The organism is Marinobacterium sp. LSUCC0821, from assembly GCF_012848475.1.
Lineage (GTDB): Bacteria > Pseudomonadota > Gammaproteobacteria > Pseudomonadales > Balneatricaceae > Marinobacterium_E.
In genome coordinates this window covers 1,980,997-2,005,660 of the sequence record NZ_CP051666.1, presented here as the reverse complement: position 1 = coordinate 2,005,660, position 24,664 = coordinate 1,980,997, and the positions used below count along the sequence as shown (strand labels likewise).

Annotated in this window: 26 protein-coding genes; 16 read left to right on the top strand and 10 right to left on the bottom strand. The window is 49.6% G+C overall.

Annotated elements, in window-relative coordinates; genetic code table 11:
- Positions 1–39: 39 nt before the first annotated feature.
- On the top strand, positions 40–1,110 hold the full coding sequence (locus HH196_RS09750) for a substrate-binding domain-containing protein (RefSeq protein ID WP_169451928.1): 1,071 nt from the start codon (positions 40–42) through the stop codon (positions 1,108–1,110).
- A 1-nt stretch (position 1,111) separates the two neighbouring features.
- Here the strand turns inward: HH196_RS09750 and purU are convergent, their stop codons facing one another.
- Complete coding sequence (purU, locus tag HH196_RS09745; RefSeq protein WP_169451927.1) at positions 1,112–1,981, bottom strand: formyltetrahydrofolate deformylase; 870 nt, start codon at positions 1,979–1,981, stop codon at positions 1,112–1,114.
- Between the two features lie 219 nt (positions 1,982–2,200).
- Between purU and folD the strand changes: the two genes are divergently transcribed.
- Positions 2,201–3,049, top strand: a complete 849-nt coding sequence (gene folD / locus HH196_RS09740) for a bifunctional methylenetetrahydrofolate dehydrogenase/methenyltetrahydrofolate cyclohydrolase FolD (protein ID WP_169451926.1) — start codon at positions 2,201–2,203, stop codon at positions 3,047–3,049.
- 59 nt (positions 3,050–3,108) lie between these two features.
- Here folD and HH196_RS09735 read toward each other — a convergent pair whose 3' ends face one another.
- Complete coding sequence (locus HH196_RS09735; protein ID WP_169451925.1) at positions 3,109–3,780, bottom strand: 2OG-Fe(II) oxygenase; 672 nt, start codon at positions 3,778–3,780, stop codon at positions 3,109–3,111.
- A gap of 56 nt (positions 3,781–3,836) precedes the next feature.
- On the opposite strand from HH196_RS09735, the gene HH196_RS09730 reads away from it, so the two are divergent.
- From HH196_RS09730 to nadS, 4 genes are all read left to right on the top strand, one after another.
- Positions 3,837–4,703 carry an NAD-dependent protein deacetylase gene (locus tag HH196_RS09730; protein WP_169451924.1) on the top strand — a complete coding sequence of 289 codons (867 nt, stop codon included), beginning with the start codon at positions 3,837–3,839 and terminating at the stop codon, positions 4,701–4,703.
- Positions 4,704–4,756: 53 nt separating this feature from the next.
- Positions 4,757–6,142, top strand: coding sequence for an ATP-dependent RNA helicase DbpA (gene dbpA, locus HH196_RS09725; RefSeq protein ID WP_248276850.1), 1,386 nt, complete (start codon positions 4,757–4,759; stop codon positions 6,140–6,142).
- An 80-nt stretch (positions 6,143–6,222) separates the two neighbouring features.
- Positions 6,223–6,558: a type II toxin-antitoxin system RelE/ParE family toxin gene (locus tag HH196_RS09720; protein WP_169451923.1), complete on the top strand. Its 336-nt coding sequence runs from the start codon at positions 6,223–6,225 to the stop codon at positions 6,556–6,558.
- On the top strand, positions 6,555–6,839 hold the full coding sequence (nadS, locus tag HH196_RS09715) for a NadS family protein (RefSeq protein WP_169451922.1): 285 nt from the start codon (positions 6,555–6,557) through the stop codon (positions 6,837–6,839). The genes HH196_RS09720 and nadS overlap by 4 nt, the downstream gene beginning before the upstream one ends.
- On the opposite strand, the gene HH196_RS09710 is transcribed toward nadS, so the two are convergent.
- Both HH196_RS09710 and HH196_RS09705 read right to left on the bottom strand, forming a co-directional pair.
- A complete protein-coding gene (locus HH196_RS09710) occupies positions 6,836–7,456 on the bottom strand; it encodes an FMN-binding negative transcriptional regulator (protein WP_169451921.1) in 621 nt (206 codons plus the stop codon). The two genes, nadS and HH196_RS09710, sit on opposite strands and share 4 nt — an antisense overlap.
- Positions 7,457–7,469: 13 nt before the next feature.
- Entirely contained in the window at positions 7,470–8,456 is a 987-nt protein-coding gene (locus HH196_RS09705; protein WP_211160784.1) for a serine/threonine protein kinase, read from the bottom strand.
- A 122-nt stretch (positions 8,457–8,578) separates the two neighbouring features.
- Between HH196_RS09705 and HH196_RS09700 the strand changes: the two genes are divergently transcribed.
- Entirely contained in the window at positions 8,579–8,887 is a 309-nt protein-coding gene (locus tag HH196_RS09700) for a hypothetical protein (RefSeq protein ID WP_169451920.1), read from the top strand.
- A gap of 53 nt (positions 8,888–8,940) precedes the next feature.
- On the opposite strand, the gene fba is transcribed toward HH196_RS09700, so the two are convergent.
- From fba to tkt, 4 genes are read right to left on the bottom strand one after another with little or no spacing between them, the layout of a single operon-like run.
- Complete coding sequence (gene fba, locus HH196_RS09695) at positions 8,941–10,005, bottom strand: class II fructose-bisphosphate aldolase (protein ID WP_169451919.1); 1,065 nt, start codon at positions 10,003–10,005, stop codon at positions 8,941–8,943.
- 60 nt (positions 10,006–10,065) lie between these two features.
- A complete protein-coding gene (locus HH196_RS09690) occupies positions 10,066–11,232 on the bottom strand; it encodes a phosphoglycerate kinase (protein ID WP_169451918.1) in 1,167 nt (388 codons plus the stop codon).
- 32 nt (positions 11,233–11,264) lie between these two features.
- A complete protein-coding gene (locus tag HH196_RS09685) occupies positions 11,265–12,287 on the bottom strand; it encodes a type I glyceraldehyde-3-phosphate dehydrogenase (RefSeq protein WP_169451917.1) in 1,023 nt (340 codons plus the stop codon).
- Positions 12,288–12,344: 57 nt separating this feature from the next.
- A complete protein-coding gene (gene tkt, locus HH196_RS09680) occupies positions 12,345–14,339 on the bottom strand; it encodes a transketolase (RefSeq protein WP_169451916.1) in 1,995 nt (664 codons plus the stop codon).
- 213 nt (positions 14,340–14,552) lie between these two features.
- On the opposite strand from tkt, the gene metK reads away from it, so the two are divergent.
- The 9 genes from metK to HH196_RS09635 all read left to right on the top strand — a co-directional run bounded on the left by metK (position 14,553) and on the right by HH196_RS09635 (position 22,383).
- Complete coding sequence (gene metK / locus HH196_RS09675; protein WP_169451915.1) at positions 14,553–15,743, top strand: methionine adenosyltransferase; 1,191 nt, start codon at positions 14,553–14,555, stop codon at positions 15,741–15,743.
- A gap of 105 nt (positions 15,744–15,848) precedes the next feature.
- Positions 15,849–16,580 (top strand): 16S rRNA (uracil(1498)-N(3))-methyltransferase, encoded by a 732-nt coding sequence (locus HH196_RS09670; RefSeq protein ID WP_169451914.1) that lies wholly within the window; start codon positions 15,849–15,851, stop codon positions 16,578–16,580.
- 32 nt (positions 16,581–16,612) lie between these two features.
- Positions 16,613–17,563 carry a glutathione synthase gene (gene gshB / locus HH196_RS09665; RefSeq protein ID WP_169451913.1) on the top strand — a complete coding sequence of 317 codons (951 nt, stop codon included), beginning with the start codon at positions 16,613–16,615 and terminating at the stop codon, positions 17,561–17,563.
- Positions 17,563–18,498, top strand: a complete 936-nt coding sequence (locus HH196_RS09660) for an energy transducer TonB (protein ID WP_169451912.1) — start codon at positions 17,563–17,565, stop codon at positions 18,496–18,498. The genes gshB and HH196_RS09660 overlap by 1 nt, the downstream gene beginning before the upstream one ends.
- A 48-nt stretch (positions 18,499–18,546) precedes the next feature.
- On the top strand, positions 18,547–19,110 hold the full coding sequence (locus HH196_RS09655; RefSeq protein ID WP_169451911.1) for a YqgE/AlgH family protein: 564 nt from the start codon (positions 18,547–18,549) through the stop codon (positions 19,108–19,110).
- Between the two features lie 11 nt (positions 19,111–19,121).
- A complete protein-coding gene (gene ruvX / locus HH196_RS09650) occupies positions 19,122–19,589 on the top strand; it encodes a Holliday junction resolvase RuvX (protein ID WP_169451910.1) in 468 nt (155 codons plus the stop codon).
- On the top strand, positions 19,579–20,088 hold the full coding sequence (pyrR, locus tag HH196_RS09645) for a bifunctional pyr operon transcriptional regulator/uracil phosphoribosyltransferase PyrR (protein WP_169451909.1): 510 nt from the start codon (positions 19,579–19,581) through the stop codon (positions 20,086–20,088). Before ruvX ends, pyrR begins: the two co-directional genes overlap by 11 nt.
- Positions 20,089–20,101: 13 nt before the next feature.
- A complete protein-coding gene (locus HH196_RS09640; RefSeq protein ID WP_169451908.1) occupies positions 20,102–21,106 on the top strand; it encodes an aspartate carbamoyltransferase catalytic subunit in 1,005 nt (334 codons plus the stop codon).
- Positions 21,106–22,383 (top strand): dihydroorotase, encoded by a 1,278-nt coding sequence (locus HH196_RS09635; RefSeq protein WP_169451907.1) that lies wholly within the window; start codon positions 21,106–21,108, stop codon positions 22,381–22,383. The genes HH196_RS09640 and HH196_RS09635 overlap by 1 nt, the downstream gene beginning before the upstream one ends.
- 85 nt (positions 22,384–22,468) lie before the next feature.
- Here HH196_RS09635 and HH196_RS09630 read toward each other — a convergent pair whose 3' ends face one another.
- Together HH196_RS09630 and HH196_RS09625 are read right to left on the bottom strand one after the other, a co-directional pair.
- Positions 22,469–23,605, bottom strand: a complete 1,137-nt coding sequence (locus HH196_RS09630) for a PilT/PilU family type 4a pilus ATPase (RefSeq protein WP_169451906.1) — start codon at positions 23,603–23,605, stop codon at positions 22,469–22,471.
- 12 nt (positions 23,606–23,617) lie between these two features.
- A complete protein-coding gene (locus tag HH196_RS09625; RefSeq protein ID WP_169451905.1) occupies positions 23,618–24,652 on the bottom strand; it encodes a type IV pilus twitching motility protein PilT in 1,035 nt (344 codons plus the stop codon).
- Positions 24,653–24,664 lie beyond the last annotated feature (12 nt).

Genomic DNA, 24,664 nt, shown 5'->3' with positions numbered 1-24,664 from the left:
ATTGAGGCCAACCGGATACAAATATGCAATTTTTTACATATGAAACAGATACGCGTAGAACCAAACTGGCGCTTTATAGACGCTGAAGGGCGACAGCTAAGCCCGCAACTCTTTGATCTTTTGCAGGCACTCAAACGGACTGGCAAATTGACGGATGCCGCCAAAGAGATTGGTGTCTCCTATCGGCACGGTTGGAACCTCATCAAACAGTGGACAGATTTCTTTGGCACGCCACTAGTTGATATGCAAAAGGGACGAGGAGCCACCCTAACCCTACTTGGCGAAAAATTACTCTGGGCAGAGGAGCGAGTCCATGCACGCCTGGGTCCACAGTTAGAGAACCTCGCATCTGAACTCAATCTTGAGATACACCGCGCACTGCAACTCGAGCAGCCTATACTCAATATCTTCGCCAGTCATGGATATGCTGTAGCTCTTCTACCCGAGCTAGTTGATAGTCTTCAAATAAACCTGCAGTACATGCCAGCAGAAGAGGCGATTCGTTCTGTAGTCTCGGGGGAGTGTGAACTAGCTGGGTTTCACCTACCACGTAACCTTGCCAATAGTGAAATCTACCTTCGCTACCAACAACTTCTTAGCAGCCAAGAGCTCACAGTTGTTCGCTACATTACGCGCGCTCAAGGGTTGATGGTAAAAAGCGGCAATCCAAAGGACATTCAATCACTGCAGGACCTAACCCGAAGTGATGTACGTTTTGTGAATCGCCAACAGGGCTCGGGAACCAGCGCCCTTTTTGATGAGCTTATTGCACGAGAAGGCATTACAAGCCAAGCGATTCATGGCTATGGCACGCGCGAGTTCACCCACTCAGCAATTGCTGCCTATGTAGCATCCGGTATGGCTGATGTTGGCTTAGGAGTTGAACCCCCGGCTCGTAATTTCGGATTAGATTTTATCCCTATCACACTGGAGCACTACCTGTTCGTCTGCCGAAATGAGGCACTCGCCAACCCCGTTCTAAACGACCTGGTGAGCCAACTGAATAGTGAGAATTTTAAATCAGCGATTGCCGCACTACCCGGTTATGAACTAGAAAGTGCAGGCAGCTTGATGACGGTAGATGAGACCTTTGCAGGCCTCCTCGATTAATTTAAGAGAGTACGACTGTTTTAAGTCCGTTCAAAAACACGCGGTGCTGAGAGTGAGCACGAACCGCTTTGGAAAGCGCTAAGTTTTCCATGTTGCGGCCCATGTCGCGAAGCCCATCAGGAGTAAATCCATGATCTACCCGTCCAACTTCTTGCTCTATGATTGGGCCTTCGTCCAAATCTGATGTCACATAGTGAGCAGTGGCACCTATCTGCTTCACACCACGCTCATAAGCTTGGTAATAAGGGCGTGCACCCTTAAAGCCTGGTAGGAACGAGTGGTGAATATTGATACAACGACCTGATAAAGCGCTACAAAGTTCTGGCGAAAGAATTTGCATGTAACGAGCAAGTACAACAAGCTCCGAACCAGTCTCTTTGAACGCCTGCAGTATGCGTTTTTCGCGAGCGGCTTTGGTCTCTAATGAGGTTTCAAGCTTCGGCAGCAGTTCAAAGTCAAAGCCATAAAACTTGGCGATAGGCTCTAGATCTGGGTGGTTAGAGAGAATCCCAGTCACTTCGATGTTCAGCTCACCACGTTTTTGCTGGTATAGCAGTTCCATCAAACAGTGATCGTGTTGAGACACTAGGATAAGCGTTTTCATGGGAGATTTAGCATCACGCCACACAGCTCGCATTTCTAGATTTTTAGCAACTTTAGAATCAAATTCGTCACTTATCGCTTCAAGATCAAGTTCATTTACAGAAGAAAATTCAAGACGACAAAAGAAACGCCCGGAGTTTTCATCGTCGAACTGTTTCATCTCAACAATAAAGAAATCACGCTCAGCTAAAAAACCAGTAATGGCAGCAACTAGACCCGTCCGTCCAGGACACTCAACCTTTAGCGTGTAGTGGTGTGAACTGCTCACAAAGAAATCCTCAAAAAGTAACGCAAATCCATTTCGCGGAATTATATCCGATCCTCATTCAGCCTGTCTTAGAAAGCACGCTGAAATTAGGAAATAGAGTAAAAAGTTAAGCGAAAGTACCTTCAAAATCGCAAAAACCTGACTATTTCAGGGTACAATACGCGCAATTCAGAACAGCACGCTAAAGTGCTAACCGTAAGATGCAATTTTAGGAAGAAAATGACCGCTCTTATCCTTGATGGCAGCGCAGTTGCCAAAAAAACTGAAGCTGAACTCTCAGAACGTGTTGCGCGATTAAAAGAGAAATCAGGTGGCCAAACCCCCGCTCTAGCAACCATACTAGTTGGAGGCGATCCTGCATCCGCAACCTACGTCAAAATGAAGCAAAACGCATGCAAGCGCATTGGTATGGAATCTATCACTGTAGAGATGCCACAAGAGACGACGACTGAGCAGCTTCTTGCGAAGATTGAAGAGCTAAATGCGAACCCTAACTGTCATGGCATTCTACTTCAGCACCCAGTTCCTGAGCAGATAGATGAACGCGCATGTTTTGACGCCATATCTCTAAACAAAGACGTTGATGGTGTAACCTGTCTTGGTTTTGGCCGCATGGCAATGCAAGAGGAAGCCTATGGCTCTGCAACGCCTCAGGGCATTATGCGCCTACTTGAAGCTTACGACATCCCGCTTTCAGGTAAAAACGCTGTCGTCGTTGGCCGCAGCCCAATCCTTGGCAAGCCAATGGCTATGATGCTTTTGAATGCCGATGCGACTGTGACTATCTGTCACTCTCGCACCCAGGACCTAGCAGACATTATTAAAGGTGCCGACATAGTCGTTGGTGCTGTTGGTCGTCCTGAGTTCATCAAGGCAGATTGGATAAAAGATGGCGCTATCGTTGTAGACGCTGGCTACCACCCAGGTGGCGTTGGTGATATCGAGCTAGCACCACTTCAGGATCGTGTAGCTGCCTTAACTCCGGTTCCAGGCGGTGTAGGCCCAATGACCATCAACACATTAATTTTCCAGTGTGTTGCTGCCGGCGAGAAGAAGATAGCTGGCTAATTAGCCATCCGATAGAACCTCTACAGAAACGGGAAGCTATGCTTCCCGTTTTAGTTTCATCAACGCGGTGGATCAACCCTGTCGGCTGTAGAGCCATTGACACGATACCAACCGGCTATCGAGAAGCGATCTCGGTTTGCGGGCAACACTTCATGTGGGAACTCTTCGCTCAAAAACACCACAATGGTACCCATCAGGGGCGTTACTTTAATCCCTTCTTGGTCCGCATCGTCACGGTAAAGAACTAACTCTCCACCATCTTCTGCACCCCAATTCTGATTGAGGTAGACAACGGTAGAGACCACCCGAGTGCGTGCACCGCGGAAGGCGTCATAGTGGCGTTTATAGAAGTCGCCAGCTTTGTAGTGGGCTAGGTGCCCCTCATAGGAGAAAAGCCCCAGGAAGAGTCTGCTATTTAGATACCGTTGCAGGGCCGCAGACCACTCCAGCCAGCGGGCGCCGGTCTCAGTCTCTCCAGTAATCCAGCAGATCTTATCTGAACGAACAAATTCATTATTGTTGAGCTCATCGCCGCGCCCAATACCTGCGGGCTTAAACTCATTGGCATCCAGAGATTCCAACTGTTCAGAAATGGCAGCACAGAGATCTATAGGAAGTGCTGCAGGACAGATGCTGTAGCCTTTCTCTATTAAATCATTGGCAATGCGCGCGAATAGTGATTCATCGTGATCTCCAGAATCAAATTTGTCGTAAATCTCTGCTGTAGCCATGAGTGCAATTCTCTAATGTGTTGAGTGCCTTTTACGCTTAAAATCTAGCTGAAGCAATGAAAACTCTCACCGACCAGGATCAAAAAAGCGTGCCTAACAGCGAAGCAGAACAGCTGGCCCAATTTATTGAGCAACACCCGAGGCTGTTTGTCTTAACGGGTGCAGGTATCAGCACTGACTCTGGTATACCTGCCTATCGTGATGCTGAGGGAAATTGGAAGTCGCCTCCGCCTGTGCAACATAAAGAGTTTCTGACCCAGCTTCCTGTGCGCCAACGTTATTGGGGACGTAGCTTGGCTGGCTGGCACACGATGAGAGATGCCCAACCAAATAGTGCGCATAAGGTTTTAGCCGCTATGGAGCAGGCCGGTCTTATTGAATTAGTGGTTACGCAAAATGTTGATAGGCTCCATCAAAAGGCGGGTAGCCAAGCTGTTATCGACCTTCACGGTAGAGCCGACATCGTTGGCTGTATGGGCTGTGATTACGAGATTACACGCGATCAAATGCACGAGCTGTGTCGAGAGCTGAACCCAACATTTGAAGCGCCTTTATCTGCGCCAAGGCCAGATGGGGATGCTGATTTTGAGACTGATTTTTCTCTCTTTAATGTGCCCAACTGTCCACACTGCCAATCAGTATTAAAAGCTCGTGTGGTCTACTTTGGCGATAACGTACACAAAGAGGTGGTATACAATGCCATTAATGCTCTTGAGCGCAGCCTGGGGTTGCTGGTCGTTGGCAGCTCGCTACAGGTTTTCTCTGGATTCCGATTTAACCGCCACGCCAAAGAGAAAGGCATTGCCCAAGCGGCCCTTACTCAAGGTGTTACCCGGGCTGATGATATGCTCGATCTGAAGCTAAGCGCTGAAATTGCGCCAACCCTCGAGCAGTGTGCACGTTTACTCAATTTGAACTGGTAAGCGCAGGCTCTAGCTTCTGGTATACTGCGCCTACTTAATTTGAGGCGTATACCGTGAGCACATCTTTATTGTTTGAATCCCTATCCATTTCAGCTGGCCAGAAAGAGAATCTGAAGGCCAACGGCTACCTTGAAATGACTCCGATTCAGCAACAAACACTGCCAAGTACACTAGCTGGCAAAGATATCCTTGCCCAAGCTGCAACAGGTTCTGGTAAGACGCTCGCCTTCGGGCTTCCTCTAGTAGAGCGCCTCAATCCAACTGCTTACTTTGTGCAAGCTCTCGTTCTCTGCCCAACACGTGAACTTGCAGGTCAGGTTGCAGAGGAGCTGCGCAAACTTGCCCGTCACCCAGGCAACATCAAGGTGCTAACTATCTGCGGTGGCCAACCTATCGGTCCACAGATCGGCTCGCTTGAACATGGTGCGCATGTCATTGTCGGCACTCCAGGTCGAATCGTCGATCACCTACGTAAGCGCACACTCGATCTAAGCCGCATTAGCACTCTAGTTCTTGATGAAGCGGACCGTATGTTGGATATGGGATTTCAGGATGATCTACAAACTATTCTGAATCAGACGCCGACCTCTCGTCAGACAATGCTCTTCTCAGCGACTTACCCTGAGAACATTGCGCAGATGAGCGAAGAGCATCTCAAAAACCTAGTTGAAGTTCGTATCGAGCAGCCACCAGAGAAGATCTCCAACATTACACACCGAGTCTATAAGTGTGAGCGCAGTGAACAAGCTTTAGGGGTTCTCTCTATTCTGACCCAACAGCTACCTGAATCAGCGATCATCTTCTGCAACACTAAAGAGGGGTGTAATCAGCTTTCACAAGCCCTGCGTGAAGATGGCATTAAGTCCGGCACCCTGCATGGTGATTTAGAACAGCGTGATCGTGACCAGATGCTGGTCCGTTTCAGTAACGGCTCGATTCGCTTCCTAATCGCAACCGATGTTGCAGCACGCGGTTTGGATATCGACACTGTCGATCTAGTGATTAACGCAGACCTGCCATCAGATGCTGCAACCTATGTGCACCGTTGTGGTCGTACAGGACGTGCTGGACGTAGTGGCCTTGCAGTGAGTTTAGCGGGTAGCCGTGATGGTCGTCGCCTTGAAAACATCAACCGCGAAAACAACCTAGCGCTTGAACCCAAGCCGCTACCAAAAGCTGCAATCAACCAGGTCATTAAACTGCAGTCTGACCTGCGCACTATCGCCATCTCTATGGGCCGCAAAAACAAGATCCGCCCTGGTGATATCGTGGGAGCGCTCACTGCAACCAAAGAGATTGCTGGCAATCAGATCGGCTCTATTCAAGTACAAGACTTCACCAGCTATGTTGCATTACCACGCACCCTAGCCGACCGAGCAGTAGAGATCCTTCGCCAGCGCCCACTCAAAGGAAAGCCAGCCCGCGCTCGCAAAATCTAAATTATCTAATTCCTTGTCTATACTGAAGGAAACTTTTCAGGAAGAAAGTGTACTATGTACACCGGCAAGGATGCGCTGGTATGATAAGAGCAATCGAATTTATTGAGACAACACTCTTCACTAAACAGTTTCGAGAGATCGCAACGGATGAGGATCTACGAAATCTCCAAGAAGAGTTAATTGCAAACCCTTATGCAGGTGCGCTTATTGTAGGTGCTGGCGGCGTCAGAAAAATCCGTATCCCCAAGCAAAACCGGGGTAAAAGCGGTGGCAGTAGAGTAATCTATTTTCTGGCAACATCAGACCTCATCTACTTACTTTTGGCATATCCGAAGTCGCACAAAGAGACGCTAACGGATAAAGAAAAATCTGCTTTAAGAACTTTAACTAGAAGTTTTCAAGGAGAGTCAGAATGAAAATTGGGGAATCTTTAATTGCCTCGCTTGAAGAGGCTCTCGATATACACGAAGGCAAAACCTCTGCGAGCCGTGTTACCAAGTTTTCTATTGCTGATGTCAAAGCTATTCGAGCTAAACTCAATGTATCACAGCAAGAGTTCGCAGACGCACTTGGAACGAGTATTGATACAGTTAAAAGCTGGGAGAGTAAGCGCCGCAATCCAACCGGTCTTGCAGCTAAGGTGCTTGCAACGATCCAAGACGACCCATCCGTCTTTAAACAGATCGCGACCCACTAACTCTTCAGTTTTTGCATACGCATCGCTAATTCAGCTTGGCCGCGCATTTCCATTTGAGTCTGGACTGAGTCGAAATCCACTTTTTCGCGGTTTTGGCTCAGTTTGGATTTTGCCTCGATACGATCGATAGTAATCTCGAAGGGCACAAACTCTTGTAACATCGACTCAATATACTCCCTAGGAGCGTCTGCCATTTTCCAACCACTGCTGCCGTTAGTTTTGCTCTCAAAATGTTTTGTCAGCTTACCAACAACAGCTAATGCGGACTTGGAATCCCTCGAGAAGGTTATGCGTCCTGAAACATGCACTGCTTGGTAATTCCAGGTAGGAACATGGCGATGGTGTTCAGCTTTGGTTGGGTACCAATTAGGTGATATATAACTCTCTTGGCCCACAAATACTAAAAGGACAGAGCTGTTATTGTGCAGTTCGGAACTGATAGGGCTCGCTGCAGCAACGTGCCCAATAAGCGTGTTTTCACCAGCGAATATTAGAGGCACATGTTGCGCTTGCAGCCCTGATTCAGTGGTATATGCCAGCGTCGCCAACGGGTGTTCGTTGATGATGCGCTTTACCTCTTCAGGATCGCACTCTTCAAATAGCTCTGGGATATACATGATTGGCTCTACCTTAAAGTAACTTCAACACGGGCTCATCGAGATTGGAGTACTGCTCCTTGAGATCGAGCAGGTGCTCGCCCCAGTATCGCTCGGTGTTAAACCAAGGGAAGGCTTTTGGAAATGCAGGGTCTTCCCATCGATTTGCGATCCATGCTGCATGGTTCATCATGCGCAGTACGCGAAGAGGCTCAACTAAATTCAATTCGCGTGGATTAAATTCTGCAAACTCTTCGTAGCCTGCAATGACCTCGCCTAGTTGCATCTCTTGCTGGACACGATCACCGGTCAGCAACATCCAGATATCCTGAACTGCTGGTGCCATGCGCGCATCATCAAAGTCGACAAAGTGCGGGCGATCATCACGCCAGAGCACGTTGCCGCTATGGCAATCGCCATGGACACGAATTTGGGATACATCAGAGTAGGCTTTGAAAACCTCATCGACACGTTCCAATAACGATTCCGAAATGGTTGCATAGGCTTCACGCAGTGAGGCAGGAATATGCGCTTTGAGAAGCAGCTCTCGGCTATTCCAGCCATAAGATTGCACATCGAGCGTGGGGCGAACTTGGAACGGTTTTGCTGCACCCACAGAGTGAATCTGACCCAGGGCTAAGCCCAATTGATAGAGATGTTCTGGATCATCCAACTCTGGAGCTCTGCCGCCACGACGCGGAAACAGTGCAAAGCGAAACCCTTCAAACTCAAATAGGCTTTTACCGGACTCATCTTTGAGCGGTGCAACGACAGAGACATCCTGCTCGACTAGCTCGAAACAGAAATCATGCTCCTCTTGAATCTGCGCATCACTCCAGCGGCCCGGTCTATAGAACTTAGCGATGACTGGCTCTTGCTGATCGATACCTACCTGATAAACACGGTTCTCGTAGCTATTAAGGGCGAGAATTCGGTAATCACTCAACCATCCGCGGGATTCAACGGCATCAATCACCCGATCTGGGGTCATAGTAAAAAAGGGGGTTTTATCGTCCATCATTGATGCCACATAACAATTAAGGTTTGATTCTAACCAGTTCGAATCTGTTTGTCGGGAATTAAGCTCCATCCACGAAAGAAATTCGTAGTTACTTAAAATCATTCAAGTCATAGCGTGAAAAATTGATCTCTATACACGAAGGCACCGGCTGGCCAGATAGCCCTTTTGTTGTTCAAACACTGAGTAAGTTAGATAGTTGCGATCTACTAGAGCTGATTAGTGAACACATTCGCTCCATGGCTCTGCAACGAGGCTGGCAGGATCTGCAAATTATAGACTCACAGATTAATCAGCAAGGCGTAACTACCGTTCAGGTATTTGAGGTGAACTACGAGCAGCAGGAAGCTGGGCAGACGGAGTATTTCAGTGCCGTTATCTGGTATGACATTACCGAGCCTTGGGGGTTAATTTACGCGGGACAACTCCACTGAAGCAGAAATAAAAAAGGGCAGCCTAAGCTACCCTTCTCTCTAATCAATATGGATTAGTTTACTTTCGCATCCAACTGACCAGAGGTGTACAGATCCGTCATCGCCTCTAGGGAGATTGGCTTGATCTTGCTTGCATGACCAGCAGCACCAAAGGCATCGTAACGCGCAAAAGCGATATCAGACATTGCTTTGGTTGTTTTCGCTAGATACTTACGTGGATCGAATTCAGCCGTGTTTTCAGCTAAGAACTGACGAATAGCACCTGTTGAAGCAAGACGAAGATCCGTATCGATGTTCACTTTACGGACACCATGTTTGATACCTTCCACTAGCTGCTCTACTGGCACACCGTAAGTTTCTGGAATCTCACCACCGAACTGGTTAATCACGGCCAACCACTCCTGCGGTACAGAAGATGAGCCGTGCATTACAAGGTGAGTGCCAGGGATACGCTCGTGAATGGCACGAATGCGATCGACAGCAAGAATGTCGCCTGTAGGTGGACGGGTAAATTTGTAAGCACCGTGTGATGTACCAACAGCAATAGCCAGGGCATCCACGTTAGTTGCTTTAACAAACTGCGCAGCCTCTTCAGGGTCAGTCAGCATCTGATCGTAGCTGAGTTTACCTACCGCACCGATACCATCCTCTTCACCCGCTTCACCTGTCTCAAGTGAACCTAGGCAGCCAAGCTCGCCCTCCACAGAGACACCACAAGCGTGTGCCATATCAACTGTACGACGGGTCACTTCAACGTTGTAGTCGTAATCAGTTGGGGTTTTACCATCTTCACCTAGCGAGCCGTCCATCATGACTGATGAGAAGCCTAGCTGGATTGAGCGCTGACATACCGCAGGGCTAGTACCATGGTCCTGGTGCATACACACTGGAATGTGCGGGAACTCTTCGATAGCTGCCAAAATCATATGGCGCAGGAAGTTAGAACCTGCGTATTTACGTGCTCCTGCTGATGCCTGAACAATAACAGGCGCATCGGCACGGTCGGCCGCTTCCATGATTGCACGCATCTGTTCCAGGTTATTTACGTTAAACGCTGGGATACCGTATCCAAATTCTGCCGCATGATCGAGCAGCTGTCGCATCGAAATTAGAGCCATCTTTTACCTACATTTAAATGTCTTTGCGAACCAGGGAGAGAACCTGATTCGCGTTTTAAATTAGTCGTTAGCGCGCGCTTCTAGAATCGCAACCGCTGGAAGCACTTTACCTTCAACAAATTCAAGGAAAGCACCACCGCCTGTTGAGATGTAGGATACATCATCTGCAATAGAATATTTATCTACTGCTGCCAAAGTATCACCGCCACCTGCGATTGAGAACGCAGGGCTCTTAGCAATCGCCATCGAAAGCGTCTTAGTGCCTTCGCCAAACTGATCAAACTCGAAGACACCTACAGGGCCGTTCCAGATGATCGTACCAGCACTCTGCAAGATCTCTGCCAACTGCGCAGCTGAATCAGGACCGATATCCAGAATCATCTCATTTTCAGCAACATCATCAGCTGATTTCACTGTTGCCGCTGCATCTTCTGCAAACGCAGTTGCTGTAACAACATCGCTTGGGATTGGAATTTCACAACGCGCCATCAGAGCTTTAGCAGTATCGACAAGGTCAGCTTCATGAAGAGATGTGCCTACAGGTTTGCCAGCAGCCGCTAGGAAGGTATTCGCAATACCACCACCTACGATGAGCTGGTCACACTTCTCTGATAGCGAGTTAAGAACTTCAAGCTTAGTAGAGACTTTTGAACCACCAACAATCGCTACTAATGGGCGCGCTGGGTTATCGAGTGCTTTACCCAGAGCTTCAAGCTCGTTCGCTAGAAGTGGGCCTGCGCATGCGATAGGTGCAAAACGAGCCACGCCATGAGTTGATGCCTGAGCACGATGTGCTGTACCGAACGCATCCATCACATAGACATCACAAAGCGCTGCCATCTTCTTAGAGAGCTCTTCGTTATCCTTCTTCTCGCCCGCGTTGAAACGAACGTTCTCAAGCAGAACGACCTGACCTGGTTCTACTGAAAAACCACCATCAACCCAATCTTTAATCAGCGGTACTTCACGACCCAATAGGCCACCGAGGTGCGCAGCAACCGGTGCTAGTGAATACTGCTCTTCATACTCGCCCTCTGTTGGACGACCTAGGTGTGACATCAACATCACAGCCGCACCGCTCTCAAGGGCAAGCTGGATCGTTGGTAGTGATGCACGAATACGCGCATCAGAGGTCACTTTGCCATCTTTTACTGGTACGTTTAGATCTTCACGAATAAGAACGCGCTTACCGGCTAGATCTTGGTCTTTCATCAGACGTACATTCATTGGGTTTCTCCAAATTTTTATTAAATTCTTCGCTACTGCTTCTCAAGTGCAAGCCAGTGCTCTGCGATATCTAACATTCTGTTCGCAAAGCCCCACTCGTTATCAAACCAGCATATTAATTTCAGTAGTCGCTTACCCGACAGACGCGTTTGCGTACCATCGACCACAACCGATCGGCTATCACCATTAAAATCGACCGATGCGTGCGGCTCTTCGGTGTAGCCCAGCAAGCCTTTAAGTTCACCATTCGCCAACTCTTTGAAAAGTTGGTTCACCTCTTCAACACTGGTATCGCGGCTCAGCTGTATCGACATATCCATCAATGAGACGTTGATCGTCGGTACGCGCAGGTGAAGACACTCGAAGCGCCCTGCCAGCTCAGGTAAGAGTCGATCTATACCTTTCGCCAAGCCAGTATCCACCGGAATAATAGACTGCAACGCGCTACGCGTGAGTCGCAGGTCGGTACGGTGGTATGCATCAATCACGGGCTGGTCATTCATTGCCGAGTGGATCGTCGTGGTCACACCCTGCTCGATGCCAAATGCCTTATTAATTGTGGAGAGTATTGGTATCACACAATTGGTGGTACAGGATGCTGCTGAGACCACTTTATGGTTCACATTTATTGAATCGGTATTTAAGCCAAACACAACAGTGGTATCGACATCAGCCGTGGCGGGCTGTGAGAAGAGCAAGCGCGCCGCTCCTTGATCGAGATGACGTTGCGCGGTTGCACGGTCACTAAAGGAGCCAGAGCACTCTAGCAGTAGATCAACACCCAGCTCACCCCAAGGTAGCTGCTCTGGAGACTCAGCTTTCAAAACCTTGATCCGCTGATCGGCGATTTTGAGGGAGTCACCCTCAATTGAGACAGGCTTTGGAAAACGACCGTGGGTAGTATCGTAACGTGTTAAGTAGGATACAGTTTCTAAATCAGCAAGCTCGTTAATGGCTACCGGCTGGAGTTTTGACTCGAGTCCGCGCTCAAACAGGGCGCGCAACACACACTGTCCAATACGACCGTAACCATTAATAGCGATACGAGCTGCCATCAAAGATCCTACTTATAGAATTAAAAACGCCGGCATTTACAGCCGGCGTGATTCCGCTTAAAGAAGTGCCAGCGCTTTCGCCTGGATATTCTCAGCTGTGAAGCCAAAGTACTTGAATAGCTCGCCTGCTGGAGCAGATTCACCGAAGCTCTCCATACCAACAATTGCGCCACCAAAGCCAACATACTTGTACCAGAAGTCGGCAATACCCGCTTCTACAGCAACACGCGCTGTAACTGCTGCTGGTAGAACAGACTCTTTATACTCAGCGCTTTGTGAGTCGAAGCGGTTTGTTGAAGGCATAGATACAACACGCACCGCTTTGCCCTGTGCTTCAAGTGCATCAGCGGCAGCCAATGTCACTTCAATCTCAGAACCGGTAGCGATTAGGATTAGCTCAGGCGTGCCTTTGCTATCGCGAAGGATGTACCCACCTTTAGAGATATCAGCAATCTGCGCTTCACTGCGTGGCTGATGAGGTAGGTTTTGACGTGAGAAGATCAACGCACTTGGACCATCTGCGCGCTCTACCGCGTTACGCCATGCAACAGCAGACTCAACGGCATCACATGGGCGCCAAGCTTCCATGTTTGGAGTCATACGAAGCGATGCGATCTGCTCGACTGGCTGGTGCGTTGGGCCATCTTCACCCAGACCGATTGAGTCGTGGGTGTATACGAAGATAGCGCGCTGCTTCATCAGTGCCGCCATGCGAACCGCGTTACGAGCGTACTCCATGAAGATTAGGAAGGTAGCACCGTAAGGGATGAAACCGCCGTGCAGTGCGATACCGTTCATGATTGCGCTCATACCGAACTCACGCACACCGTAGTGTAGGTAGTTACCGCTCGCATCTTCAGCAGTGATCGCTTTTGAGCCAGACCAAAGCGTTAAGTTTGAGCCTGCAAGGTCAGCAGAACCACCCATGAACTCAGGAAGGATAGGACCTAGAGAGTTCAGTGCATTTTGCGACGCTTTACGCGATGCAATCGTTTCACCTTTAGCCGCTACGTCTGCGATCCAAGCATCTGCTTTTTCAGAGAAGTCAGCTGGAAGCTCGCCAGCAAGACGGCGCATAAGTTCTGCAGCCAACTCTGGGAATGCTTCTGTGTACTCTGCAAGACGCTCGTTCCACTCGTTCTCAAGAACGCTGCCTGCTTCACGCGCATCCCAGCCCTCTGCGATCTCTGCAGGAATTTCGAATGGCGCATATGGCCAGTTCAGCTCTTTACGTGCTAGAGCGATCTCGTCATCACCGAGTGGCGCGCCGTGACAATCTTCTTTGCCCTGCTTGTTTGGCGAACCGAAACCTATAATTGTTTTACAACAGATCAGTGTTGGCTTCTCTTCGTTAGCCTGAGCCGCTTCAACCGCAGCGATAATCTGCTCCGCATCGTGGCCATCAACACCACGAATTACCTGCCAGCCGTATGATTCAAAACGTGCTGGCGTATCATCTGTAAACCAGCCTTCAACTTCACCGTCGATAGAGATACCGTTGTCATCCCAAAATGCGATCAGCTTGCCTAGGCCAAGTGTGCCGGCAAGTGAACAAGCTTCGTGAGAGATACCCTCCATCAAACAGCCGTCGCCCATGAACACATAGGTGTTGTGGTCGATGATTTCGTGACCAGGACGGTTGAACTGTGCAGCCAGTGCTTTTTCAGCAACGGCCATACCTACCGCATTGGTAATACCCTGACCTAGTGGGCCCGTAGTTGTTTCAACACCTGGGCAGTAGCTGTATTCAGGGTGGCCCGCAGTTTTAGAGTGAAGCTGACGGAAGTTCGCAAGATCCTCTGCAGTCACATCGTAGCCAGTCAGGTGCAGCAGCGAGTAGATAAGCATCGAGCCGTGGCCATTTGAAAGCACGAAGCGGTCACGATCAAACCAGTGCGGGTTGCTTGGGTTGTGCTTCATGAACTCATTCCAAAGCACTTCGGCAATATCCGCCATGCCCATAGGCGCACCTGGGTGACCCGATTTTGCTTTCTGGACTGCATCCATGCTTAGGGCACGAATGGCATTGGCTAACTCACGACGAGATGACATCAAACTTCTCCTGCAGGAAGGGTAAAAATCTAAGGCGGTAATTTTCGCTTAGTTAAGGGATAGGTTCAAATCATTACGTCTGAAATTAAGTAATTTCATCATTTAGTTAGAATGTTTCATCTTTAAATGCCATTTCTGCTTAGTTCTCAGCTCATAAACAGCTAGAATGTGCCCCTTAAATACGTTGAGCGTAACTAATCACAGGAAAGATCGATGAGCGAATACTCAATTTTTACGTCGGAATCAGTATCTGAAGGCCACCCAGACAAGATCGCAGACCAGATCTCAGATGCGGTACTGGATGCCATTCTTGCTGAAGATAAATACGCACGTGTTGCGTGTGAAACGATGGTTAAGACGGGTGTTGCTATTGTCTCTGGTGAGATCACGACTTCTTCTTGGATCGATCTTGAAGATCTAGTACGTAACGTAATCAACGATATCGGTTACACCTCATCTGACGTGGGTTATGATGGCAACACCTGTGGTGTGATCAACATCATCGGTAAGCAGTCAGTTGATATCGCGCAGGGTGTGGATCGTTCACGTCCGGAAGATCAGGGCGCAGGTGACCAGGGCCTGATGTTCGGTTACGCATCAAACGAAACTGACGTTCTAATGCCAGCACCAATCACTTTCGCGCACCGTCTTGTTGAGCGCCAAGCTGAAGCGCGTAAATCTGGTCTGCTTGGCTGGTTGCGTCCAGATGCTAAGTCTCAGGTCACTTGCCGTTACGAAAACGGTAAGCCAGTAGCGATTGATGCAGTTGTACTCTCTACTCAGCACAACCCTGAGATCTCTCAGAAAGATCTTCAGGAAGCGGTTCAAGAGTTGATCATTAAACAGGTACTTCCAGCAGATCTTCTACACGCTGGTACTAAATACCACATCAACCCAACCGGTAAATTTGTTATCGGTGGCCCTGTCGGTGACTGTGGTCTAACTGGTCGTAAGATCATCGTAGATACCTACGGCGGCATGGCGCGTCACGGTGGCGGTGCATTCTCTGGCAAGGATCCATCAAAAGTGGACCGTTCAGCTGCTTATGCAGGTCGTTATGTGGCTAAGAACATCGTTGCAGCAGGCCTTGCTGATCGTTGTGAGATCCAAGTCTCTTACGCTATCGGTGTGGCAGAGCCTACTTCGGTATCGATCAACACCTTCGGTACTGGCAAGATCTCAGATGAGAAGATCATCCAGCTTGTTCGCGACAACTTCGATCTTCGCCCATACGCGATCACCAATATGCTAGACCTTCTGCACCCAATGTACCGCCAGACAGCGGCATACGGTCACTTCGGTCGCAACCCATTTGAGATGACAGTCGGTAACGATACCTTTACTGCTTTCCCATGGGAGAAGACAGATCGTGCAGATGCTTTGCGATCTGCAGCTGGCATCTAAAAGGCCAACCTAATCTATGCAAAGCCCGGTCATCGATCGGGCTTTTTTATCGCATGTTGCTAGCCATATGGCATAATCCCTTCAACAGTTTTTAGAAGTGACCCTATGCGAATTCCACGCGCCTACATTGAATCAACTCTCGCCGTTGGCTCCGATCTTGAGCTACCCGAGGGCACCCACAACCATCTGGTTAAAGTGCTGCGTATGCGCGAGGGTCAGCAGCTAGTGCTATTTAATGGCGATGGCTTCGATTACATGGCAACGCTCAGCTCCGTTGAGAAGCGTCGCTCCAGTGTCAAAATTGAGTCCGCTGAAACCAACACCCGCGAATCAACCCTGCGTATCGAGATTGGCCAGGGGCTTTCGCGTGGCGAGCGTATGGATTTCGCGATCCAAAAGGCAACTGAGTTAGGCGTTGCAAAAGTAACCCCACTCTTTACCGAGCGCTCTGAGGTTAAACTCAGTGCAGAGCGACAAGATAAACGCACTGCTCACTGGCAGCAGGTTTCAATCAGCGCCTGCGAGCAGAGTTACCGCGCTGAGTTGATGACCATAGAGTCTCCACAGTCGCTCAGTGATTGGATTGAACAGTGTGATGCTGAGCTAAAACTTGTGCTCCACCCTCACCTTGAGTTGGCACAACTCACAGCCGAGATGGCGCCCAAAAGTGTTGCGCTATTGATTGGCCCAGAAGGCGGGCTTGAAGATAACGAAGTAGAGTTCGCCATCAGCAAGGGCTTTAAGCCTTGGCTGCTTGGACCACGTATTCTTCGCACAGAAACAGCACCCGTCGCGGCAGCATCAGTACTAAACTATTTATGGGGCGACTTTAACTAGTCGCACGTTTACCGATTATTGGAGAGATGTAGATGACAATTCGACTCGGCATAGTGATGGATCCAATTGATGCGATCAGCTTCAAGAAGGATAGTTCTCTTGCGATGTTATGGGCTGCCCAGCGCAAAGGTTGGTCGCTCTTTTACATGGAGCAGAGCGACCTCTATTCTCGCGATGGTCAAGCAAAAGCACGTATGGCGCCTATTACTGTTGCGATGGATCCAGAGAATTGGTTCGAGCGCGGCGAATATCAAGACAGACTTTTGAGTGATCTAGATGTTATTTTGATGCGTAAAGATCCGCCTTTTGATAACGAGTTCATCTACACAACACACCTGCTCGCAATGGCGGAGAAAGAGGGTACGCTCATCGTTAACCGTACTCAGAGCCTACGTGACTTTAACGAGAAGCTATTTGCTACTCACTTCCCAGAGTGCTGCCCGCCAGTGCTGGTGAGCCGTTCTGCACAGAAGCTCAAAGAGTTTCATGCTGAACACAAAGATGTAATCTTTAAGCCTCTAGACGGGATGGGTGGTAGCTCCATCTACCGCGTGACTGACGATGGTCTAAACCTTGGCGTGATTATCGAAACCCTGACCAATCATGGCAAAGAGACAATCATGGCGCAGCGCTACATTCCTGAGATCGTCGATGGTGATAAACGCATTCTGATGATCAATGGCGAACCGATCGATTATGCTTTGGCTCGTATTCCAAGCCAGGGAGAGACGCGTGGCAACCTTGCAGCTGGCGGTCGTGGTGAAGGACGTCCACTGAGCGATCGAGACCGTTGGATAGCCGCGCAAGTTGGACCAAAGCTGCGTGAAGCGGGCCTTCTATTTGTGGGTCTGGATGTGATTGGCGACTACCTAACCGAAATTAACGTCACTAGCCCAACCTGTATTCGCGAACTGGACAACCAATTTGGCCTAGATATCGCTATGCAGTTAATGGACTGCATTGAAGCGCAACTCGCACGCTAATGAGTCAATCGGCAACACCCAAACTACCCGCCTGGTGCGCAGACGCTGATGAGCGTTTGCGTTTCCTATTGGTGGTTGCCGTCGCTTTTCACCTGATTCTTATTATCCTGTTGGGTTTTGATTTTCCAAGATCAACGCAAAACAGCCACACAATTGAGATCACACTAGCTCCTGGTGCAAGTGCCAACGCTCCCGAACAAGCCAATTTTGCTGCGCAAAGTAATCAATTGGGCGCCGGAAGTGATAACAACGAGCAAGAGGCCTTTATCACAGAGCGCGCCCGCTTTAATGACAATCAGGTCAATAAGCTCGCTTCTAAACAGGGGATGGGTGGCTCAACGGAGCTTGTGGTCGAGCCCAACCAAGGTAAAGCTAACAAAACCAGTGAATCCGCTGCTGGAAGCTTAGCTGTCATTACCACTAAAACCGATTCGACACTCGCATCCCAAGAGAATGTAGCTGACAGATCCCTCGCCTCTAGTAGCGCTGCTGGTGATGCAACCTCATTGAGTGAACGAAACAGTGAGATTGCCTCTTTAGAGGCTCGAATTCGAAATGAACAACAGAAAATAGCAGCCAAAGGACGTGTCGCTCGCTACACCTCCCTCTCAACTCTGGCGCACCAAGATGCAGTCTATCTCGATCGCTGGCGCCAACGAATCGAGGCGATCGGCAATCTAAACTACCCACGTGAAGCGCGCGCCAAAGGCATTGAAGGCAGCCTTCGTCTTCTTGTCAGTATTCGTTCTGATGGCAGCGTGGAGCGACTCGAGCTGCTGGAAAGTTCTGGGCAGCTTGTTCTAGACGACGCGGCAATTCGCATCGTACGCACTGCAGCACCCTTTGAGCCGTTTACAGCTGAGATGCGTAAACGGTTAGATAGAATCGAAGTGATCCGTACCTGGAAATTCGAAAAAGAGACAAAAATCTACTGACGGCAGCCTGTTCTAGCCCTAAACTGGAACCACTTTCGGGAGGATGCAATGAGCTCGACAACCTATCTAAAGCATCAGTTTCTGCTCTCTATGCCGCAACTAGAGAGCGACTATTTCAGCTCTAGCCTTATCTACCTCTGCGAGCATAACGAAGAGGGCGCGATGGGTATTGTCGTCAACAAGCCTTCCGAGACCTTTATGGATGAAGTGTTTGAGCAGCTCGACCTCCCGCAGCGCTCTCATATCCGCTCAGAAATAATCTATCAAGGCGGTCCCGTCATGGAGGATCGCGGTTTTGTTCTGCATCCTCGCTCTGAACAGCGTTGGAAATCTTCCCTTGAGCTACCGGATGACCTATCGCTATCTACATCGCTCGATATTGTTGAAGCGATCGCTGCAGGCACGGGGCCACAGGAGTTTCTGTTTGCCCTTGGTTACGCTGGATGGGGGCCTGGCCAACTCGAAGAGGAGTTGGGCAACAATGTATGGTTAAGCTCGCCGGCAAATTTAGATATAATCTTCCGAACCGAGCCAGAAGCGCGCCTTAGTGCTGCAGCAGCTGACCTTGGAATCGACTTTAACCTGATATCCGCACAAGCGGGACACGCTTAAATTAGGGTGAAATGACCAATCAAACTGAAAGCGCACTGGGATTTGATTTTGGCTTACGCCGAATTGGTATCGCTTTTGGTCAATCACTCACCGCAACCGCACAACCTCTCGACCCTATCTGCGCCAACGATGGCACTCCAGATTGGACCCAAATTGATCGCATCGTCTCAGAGTGGCAGCCCAATCTAATGGTTATTGGCCTTCCACTAAACATGGACGGTTCAATTAGTGAGATGGCACGTCGCGCAAGAAAATTCGCAAACCGTTTGAACGAACGATACCGCACACCCTGTTTCCTATATGATGAACGCCTCACCTCATTCGAGGCCAAATCCCAGCATTTAAACGCAGGCGGTAAGGCCGATTTTGGTAAAGAGTCGGTGGATGGGGTGGCAGCACAATTGATGCTGGAAGGGTGGTTTGCACAGGATCAACGTATACCCAGCCACGCAAGGCTAGAGGACTATTATGGGCAATAAACAGCTTGATGCTGAACAGCTACTCACAAAGATTTGTGAGGGCACTCAGCAGATGATTGAAGCGCGCGATATCGAGTCGCCCTACATCATCGGTATTCGCAGCGGCGGTGTTTGGTTAGCGGAACGCATCCACAGCTTCCTCGGCCTAACAGAAGAGCTAGGTACACTAGATATCTCCTTTTACCGTGACGATTTCACTCAGGTGGGTTTAAACCCTAAGGTCGCACCTACTCGCCTTCCTATGGCGACTGAAGGACGAAATATTATTTTGGTGGACGATGTTCTTATGAGCGGTCGCACAGTGCGTGCAGCATTGAATGAGCTCTTTGACTTTGGCCGCCCTGCGTCTGTCTCGCTGGTCACCTTGGTTGACCTACAGCGCCGCGAGCTCCCAATTCAAGCGGATGTCGTTGGCGGGGTTCTGAGCCTAAACGCAAATCAACAGGTTAAGCTGACAGGTCCAGAGCCACTGGCACTGACCATCAGCCAGCGCAGCTAAATTCGGAGAGAGCATGTTTAACTTTCCAGATCCACAATCAGTTCAACTTACCGCTGATGGCCAGTTGAAACACTTTTTGACTATCGAAGGGCTACCAGAGTCACTGCTACTGGAGCTTTTAGATACGGCTGACTCCTTTGTCGACATGACAGAGCAGCAAGTTAAAAAGGTACCGCTACTGCGCGGTAAGACGGTCGCAAACCTCTTTTTTGAGAACAGTACCCGTACTCTCTCAACCTTCGAGTTGGCAGCAAAACGCTTGTCCGCGGATGTGCTCAACCTAAACATCAACACCAGCTCAACTAAAAAGGGCGAGACTCTCAAGGATACCTTGATGACGCTTGAGGCGATGCATACCGATATGTTCGTCGTGCGCCACGCAGATTCAGGTGCAGCACACTTTATTGCGAGCCAGGTAACGCCCAACGTAGCGATCATCAACGCTGGTGACGGTCGACATGCGCATCCAACGCAAGCGATGCTCGATATGATGACAATTCGTCGCCATAAAGGGGGCTTTAAGAACCTAAAAGTCGCGATCGTCGGCGATATCCTACATTCCCGTGTGGCGCGCTCACAGATCCACGCTCTACGTATCCTAGGCGTGCCAGAGATTCGCTTAGTAGCACCTCGCACCTTGTTACCACGTAATGTCGAAACCCTTGGGGTACGTATCTACAACGATATGACTGAAGGGTTACGTGATGTTGATGTAGTGATCATGCTTCGCCTGCAAAAGGAGCGTATGACCTCGGCTCTACTACCGAGTGAGTCTGAGTTTTACAAACTTTATGGCCTCAATGATGAGAAGCTCGCTTACGCTCACCCAGAAGCGATTGTCATGCACCCGGGTCCTATCAACCGTGGGGTAGAGATCTCGTCAGCAGTTGCCGACGGTCCAAAATCGGTCATCCTAAACCAGGTGACTAATGGCATAGCCGTGCGCATGGCCGTGATGTCGATGGCGATGAGTGGACAACTTTCCGAGCGCGCTAAACTTGCAGAGGGGGCACAGTAATGCAGATTAAAGTTGCTGGTGGACGCATCATTGACCCCGCACAAAATATTGATGAAATTGCCGATCTATACATCGTTAAGGGTTTGATCGCAGGCATAGGCGAAGAGCCTGAGGGCTTTACCGCTGATGAGACTATTGATGCTACAGGGCAGATTGTCTGTCCTGGCTTAATAGACCTAAGCGCACATCTACGTGAGCCAGGCCAAACGCAAAAAGGGAATATCGCAAGCGAGACTGCAGCAGCGGCGGCCGGCGGCATTACCATGCTGGTATCACAGCCAACGACCTCACCTGTAGTCGATAGCACCGCAGTCGCTGAACTGGTTCAGGACCGCGCAACGGATGCTGGGATGGCACGCGTACTTCCGCTTGGCGCCCTGACTCAAGGATTGGCAGGTGAGCAGCTCGCACCATTGCATGCACTAGCAAGCTCTGGCTGTATCGGCTTTACCAACGCTCGCAAACCAATTGATAGTTCGTTGGTACTACTGCGCGCCCTTGAATATGCGGCAACGCACGACCTGCTGGTTGTCTTCCAAGCACAGGATCGCTCACTTGCTGCAGGCGGCTGTATGCACGATGGCACCACAGCAACGCGCTTGGGCCTTAGCGGCATTCCATCTGCTGCAGAGACTATTGAGGTATCTCGTTGCCTACTGCTTGTCGAAGAGACCGGTGTACGTGCACACTTTGGGCAACTCTCATCTCAGCAGTCGATTCATCTGATCGATAACGCCCGCAAACGCGGCCTACGAGTGACAGCGGATGTCGCTATCCACCATCTTCTGCTCACTGATGAGCAAGTCGATGGCTTCAATGCCCTGTTCCACGTTATTCCTCCGCTTCGCTCTCAGCTTGATCGTGCAGGTCTTCGCCAGGGCTTGGTAACGGATACTATCGAAGCGATCTGTTCTGACCACCAACCACAGGATGAGATTTCAAAACAGGCACCCTTTGCTGCAACGGAACCGGGCATCTCAGGATTTGAGACTCTGCTTCCTCTAAGCCTTATGCTTGTCGAAGAGAAGCTATTGGAACTCCCGCAGTTGATTGAGAAGCTCACTGTCGCGCCAGCGCGCGTATTGGGAATTGAAGCGGGTACTCTAGAAGTGGGCACCGCAGCAGATGTCTGTGTGTTTGATCCAGAAGCGGTTTGGAAGGTGACACCACAAGCGCTGCGCTCGCAGGGTAAGAACACCCCATTCCTAAATTGCGACCTTAAGGGTCAGGTGACTGCAACCATTCTTGATGGTCGCCCTGTCTACCGCAGGGCATAAGCCTTACTGGTAGCACTGCATAACCAAAAAATCCCAGCGACTTGCTGGGATTTTTTTGGGACTCATTCAATTGCTATTCAAGCAATTAACCGCGTTTATCCTCTTCATCCTGGAGGGTAAAAGAGGGCATATCATCAGCTTGAGTTGGTTTTTCGTTACCATCTGCACTGAGTTTAATCATCAAACGCAGGTCATTCGCTGAGTCGGCATGACTGAGGGCGGTTTCGTAGGTAATGACATCTTCTCGATAGAGATCATAGAGCGACTGATCAAAGGTTTTCATACCCAGGTTCGTCGACTTCTTAATCACATCCTTGATCTCATGTACCGCACCTTTGCGAATCAGATCCTGTATCAACGGGGTATTAATCATTACTTCAATCGCAGCGCGTCGACCTTTCCCATCTTTAGTTGGCACCAACTGCTGAGCAATGATCGCTTTCAGGTTCAACGATAGATCCATCCAGATCTGATCGTGATGATCTGCTGGGAAGAATGAGATGATGCGATCCAACGCTTGGTTGGCGTTGTTAGCGTGAAGCGTTGCCAAACAGAGATGGCCTGTTTCGGCAAAAGCTAAGCCATAACTCATCGTATCTGACGAGCGAATCTCACCCATCAGAATGACATCCGGCGCTTGGCGAAGTGTGTTCTTTAACGCAGTTTCAAATGAGTCGGTATCCAATCCCACTTCGCGCTGCGTGATGATGCTCTTCTTGTGGTTATGAATGTACTCGATCGGATCTTCGATGGTAATGATGTGACCCGCATGATTCTCATTGCGATAATCGATCATGGATGCCAAAGAGGTCGATTTACCGGTTGAGGTACCACCCACAAACAGAATCAAACCGCGTTTACTCATCGCCAGCTCTTTAATCACCTCTGGCAGCTTGAGCTCCTCCATCGACGGAATATGGCTAGCGATCGAGCGCAGCACCATTCCGGGAGAGTTGCGTTGCACATAAGCGCTGACACGGAAACGGCCAATGTCATGGGCGCTGAGTGCGAAGTTACACTCATTGGTCGCTTCAAACTCTGCCAATTGTTTGTCGTTCATGGTGCTATAAACGAGCGCACGGGATTGAGCAGCAGTTAATGACTCTTTGGTTAGCGGCTTAATGGTGCCATCCACTTTAATCGATGGCGGCGCGCCTGCTGTAATGAATAGATCGGAACCGCCCCGCTCAGTCATCACTTTAAGTAGTTGAGTAAAGTCCACAATACACCTCAATTAAAATGCTGTTGGGTCTTTGGCACGAAGTCGGGCCACTTCACGTGTGATATGACCTTTCTGAACCAGCTCCAATAGGGACTGATCCAGTGTTTTCATACCAACCGAGGCGCCGGTTTGGATAGCGGAATACATCTGCGCAACTTTATCTTCACGGATTAGGTTACGGATTGCAGAGGTACCAATCATAATTTCGTGTGCAGCAATTCGACCGCCACCCTCTTTCTTGAGGAGTGTCTGCGAGATAACCCCCTGCAGAGACTCAGAGAGCATAGATCGCACCATATCTTTCTCGGCGGCTGGGAATACGTCGATGATACGGTCGATGGTTTTAGCTGCTGAGGTGGTGTGCAGAGTACCAAAGACTAGGTGACCCGTTTCTGCAGCAGTTAGTGCAAGTCGAATCGTCTCTAGGTCACGCATCTCGCCAACGAGAATAACGTCCGGGTCTTCGCGAAGAGCCGAGCGCAGCGCATTTTCAAAGCTGAGAGTATCGCGATGCACCTCACGCTGGTTGACCAAGCTCTTGCGGCTTTCGTGAACAAATTCGATCGGATCTTCTATAGTCAAAATGTGGTCAGAGCGAGTGTCATTAATGTAATCGATCATCGCAGCTAGTGTGGTTGATTTACCTGAACCCGTCGGACCCGTCACCAGTACTAGACCGCGCGGCTGATCGGAGAGCTGTTTAAACACAGTCCCCATGCCTAACTGATCCATCGTCAAAACCTTACTCGGGACGGTACGGAATACGGCACCCGCACCACGGTGTTGGTTAAACGCATTTACACGGAAGCGAGATAGATTAGGTACCTCAAACGAGAAATCGGCTTCGAGATTCTCTTCGTACTCTTTACGCTGCTTGTCATTCATAATCTCATAGACAAGCGCATGTACCTCTTTGTGCTCCATAGAGGGCAGCTTAATGCGGCGCACTTCACCATCAACTCGAATAAGAGGTGGCATACCAGCTGTTAAATGCAGATCCGAGGCGCCCTGCTGTACTGCAAAGGCCAAAAGTTCGGTAATATCCATAACAATCTCGAA